This is a genomic window from Flavobacterium sp., from assembly GCF_036405015.1.
Lineage (GTDB): Bacteria > Bacteroidota > Bacteroidia > Flavobacteriales > Flavobacteriaceae > Flavobacterium.
The window spans coordinates 1-3,860 of record NZ_DASWYK010000194.1; the positions used below are offsets into that span (position 1 = coordinate 1).

Sequence of the window (3,860 nt, forward strand, 5' to 3'; positions counted from 1 at the left end):
ATTGAAAATGTGCTCATTACTTAATTATTGTTATTGTTATTTTGTTGTAAAATCTTTATATCCGATATGCGGTCTGCAAAGAAAGTAATTTTTTCTGGATATTTCAAAATTAATATTTCATATGCCTGAATTGCCTTTGTATATTTCTTTTGTTCTAGATAAACTCTGGCTAAAGTCTCTGTCATCAAATAAGAATTGTCTTCAACATTGCTGTCTATTTGAACAACTGGAGCACTGGTTCCAGGCTTAATTGGCGAGATTTTCGGATTCGTTTCGATGAATTTGTCGATAATTTCAGCCTTTTTTTGTCTCTCTTCTTCTTTTTCCGCCTCGATTTTAGCTTTTTCTTCCGGAGAAATGTCGTTTGAACGGTCAATTGGTTCTGTTCGAGATAATTGTAGCCACTCTTGGAAAGAATGTTTTTCGCTAAGAGAAAAATCTAAAGGTTTACCAAGTTCAAGATGTTCTTCGGCTGTTTTTACAGATTCGTTGGTTTCTTCTTCAATTTGTTCTTCTTCAACTTCCTCTTCATGAATTTCTTCTGCAATTATTTCAGGAACAGTTTCTATAACCTCTTCCTTAATTGTAGTTTGAATTTCTTCTTTAGGTTCTTTAGAAATAGGAGTTTCAGCTTCTTTTTCAGCCTCTTTTATAGAAGAAAGGATTGAACGTTCAACAGGATTAGGTTTGAATTCAGGAATTATCATTTCTTCGATAACATCGCCTTCGTCTTCGTCTTCTTCAATAATATTTGAAATTGACTTTTCTATGACAGGAATGATTTCTGGTTCTTCCGTTTTTGACGGTTCTTCTGTGTTTGCAGCTTCTGCTTCTTTTATAGAACTTAAAATAGAATTCTCAACACGATCAAATTTTGGTTCTTCAACTTCTTTTACAGGCTCAGGTACAGAAGGAGTTTCAGAAACTTTAATAGAGCTTAAAATAGAATTTTCAATACGATCTATTTTAGGTTCTTCCGTTTTTATTGGTTCTATTGTTTCTGTTACTTCTATTACTGGTGAAACTTTAGTTTCTTCTGTAGTGTTTAAAATTGAATCTACAGGATCAATTTTATTTTCTGTTTCAATAACTGGTTTTTCAAAAGTAACAGAATGCGCTTCTTTAATGGCAAGAAAAATAGATGGATCTATTTCTGGAATTTTTTTAGGTTCTTCTTTAATTACTGGTTTTTCAAAAGTAACTGTTTGGGCTTCTTTGATAGCAAGAAAGATAGAAGGATCAATCTCAGGAACTTTTTTAGGTTCTTCAGTGATTACTGGTATTTCAGCTTTTATGGATGGCTCAACCTGTATTGGTTCTTCGGCTTTTACAGATTCTTCCGTTTTTACAGGTTGTAAAATAGCAGGAATTTCGGCGGCAGGTATTTGAACTTCTTTAGTTGTCTCTGAAACTGCTTCTTCTTCAACATCTGTTTTTATTTCGATAGCTTTCTGAATTTGTTCAGGCGAAATGATTTCACTTTCAAAAACAGTAATTTCAAGAAGATCTCTCAGTTTTTGTTCGTAGAAATCATTTTGAATCGAAGTAAAGGCTTCAGAAGTAATAAATTCAAATAAAACAGAACGATCTGCAGTGTGTGCTGCAGTTACCTTTAAAGCATAATTATACTTAAAGCTATTTTGATTGTAAAGTCCTTTTAATCGTAATGCGCGTGCACTTTGAAAATATGGAAATTCATTCAAAACACTTCCTAATGCGTCCGCCTGCTTTTCTGTAATAGCATCGGGTTTGTTCATTAAGTAGGTATAATCGCTAACGTTCATTTATGTTTTGTTTAATCGTTTATTTGTCTAATCGTTTATTCGCTATTATTTGTTCTAATTGTTTAATCGATTAAACGGTTTTACGATTAAACGATTCAACAAATAAATTACCATTTAGCCAATGATTCATTAAAGATATCTTGTGTGATTCTTTCAAAAATTGTTCGAATTGCTTCGTTTAATGTAGATCCTGTTGGAAGGTCTCTTCCTGGGAAATCATAGTAAAATTCAAACGGTTTTTCAAAATCATCTGTTTCCTTCTTTCTATTCGTAAATCTTACATTAACACGAATTGATAAACGGTTTTGTGCTGCCTGCTGATCTGCTGTTGCAGTCATTGGGGTAATTCTGTAATCTACAATTTCTCCTTCGTAAGTTAAATCACCACCAGTACTAACTAAGTTTAGATTGGTTTGGTTCATAATCAAATCCTGCAATGCCAATGTAAAAGTTCTGTCAATACCTGGTTCAACTAAATCTGCATTGTTTTGGAAAAAGTTAACCTGAAAAGTTTTGGCGTCGATTTTACCAGTTCCAGTAAAGTTGTAAACAGAACAACCGCTTAACATGAAAAGGCTTAAGAGAGCGAAAAGAGAATATATTTTTTTCATAATATTTATTGGTAAAATCCCAATTGGTTTAAAATTCCAAATTCCAATTGTGGCCAAATATAGTAATTGGAATTTGGAATTTTGAAATTGTATTTTAATTATTTTATAAATCGAATTGTTTGATTTTGCGGTAAAGCGTTCTTTCTGAAATACCTAATTCGTCTGCTGCAGCTTTACGTTTTCCTTTGTTTTTTTCTAATGACTTTTTAATCATTTCGATTTCTTTTTGTTCTAAACGTAAAATTTCTTCTTCTTCGATAGTTTCAGCAAATAAATAGTTGTCTTCGGGAATTTGATAATTATCTTCGCGAACAACAGGAGTGGTTACAACAGCGGTTCTTGGTTCTTCTTCAAAATCAATTTCGCTGTCGTTTTGCTGATTTCCGTATATTTTCTGAATTAGATTCGGATTAATATCTTGTACTTTAGAAGTGCCATTTTTCATTAATTCTAAAGTCAGTTTTTTTAAATCGTTCAAATCACTTTTCATATCAAAAAGCACTTTGTACAATATGTCTCTTTCTGTACTAAAGTCGCTTTCTTTTTTACTGTCGTTAATTACAGAAGGCAAGTTGCTTCCTTCAGTTGGCAAGTAAGATTGTAAAGTCGCAAGGTTGATATCGCGATTAGTCTCTAAAACAGAAATCTGTTCCGCCACATTTCGAAGCTGACGAATATTTCCGCTCCATCTGAATTTTTGTAAAAGCTGAACAGCATCATCATCCAGTCTTAAAGGTGGCATTTTGTATTTATGAGCAAAATCGGCTACAAATTTTCTAAACAACAAATGAATGTCATCATTTCTTTCACGTAAAGGCGGTAAAGTAATTTCAACCGTACTTAAACGATAGTACAAATCTTCACGGAATTTACCTTTTTCGATTGCATTGAATAAATTGACATTAGTTGCCGCGACGATACGAACATTCGTTTTTTGAACTTGTGACGAACCTACTTTTATGAATTCACCATTTTCCAAAACACGAAGTAATCTTACTTGAGTTGTTAATGGCAATTCTCCAACTTCATCCAAAAAGATTGTTCCACCGTCAGCCACTTCAAAATAACCTTCACGTGTGCTTGTTGCGCCTGTAAAAGCACCTTTTTCGTGACCAAAAAGTTCACTGTCAATTGTTCCTTCCGGAATTGCACCGCAGTTTACGGCGATATATTTACCATGCTTTCTGTGTGAAAGCGAATGTATGATTCTAGGAATATTTTCTTTACCAACACCACTTTCCCCGGTTACCATTACTGAAATATCAGTTGGAGCAACCTGAATGGCTTTTTCGATAGCACGATTTAATTTTGGATCATTTCCAATAATCTCAAATCGTTGTTTTATTGCTTGAACTGTTTCCATATAGATTTTGTTTCAAGTTTTTATTGTTTCAGGTTTTGCCTAAAACTTTGGCTTGTATTTTTTATTGTTTTGCCACAGATTAAAAGGATTAACACAGATTTT

The 3,860-nt window shown here is 33.2% G+C and carries 3 protein-coding genes; all 3 read right to left on the reverse strand.

All coding sequences use genetic code 11. From position 1 onward, the window contains the following. Positions 1–20 precede the first annotated feature (20 nt). On the reverse strand, positions 21–1,784 hold the full coding sequence (locus VGE71_RS16695) for a hypothetical protein (RefSeq protein WP_331139329.1): 1,764 nt from the start codon (positions 1,782–1,784) through the stop codon (positions 21–23). Positions 1,785–1,891: 107 nt separating this feature from the next. Then, positions 1,892–2,395, reverse strand: coding sequence for an LPS assembly lipoprotein LptE (gene lptE, locus VGE71_RS16700; RefSeq protein ID WP_144215269.1), 504 nt, complete (start codon positions 2,393–2,395; stop codon positions 1,892–1,894). Positions 2,396–2,498: 103 nt separating this feature from the next. Next, positions 2,499–3,758 (reverse strand): sigma-54 dependent transcriptional regulator, encoded by a 1,260-nt coding sequence (locus VGE71_RS16705; protein WP_331139330.1) that lies wholly within the window; start codon positions 3,756–3,758, stop codon positions 2,499–2,501. Between the last annotated feature and the right edge of the window lie 102 nt (positions 3,759–3,860).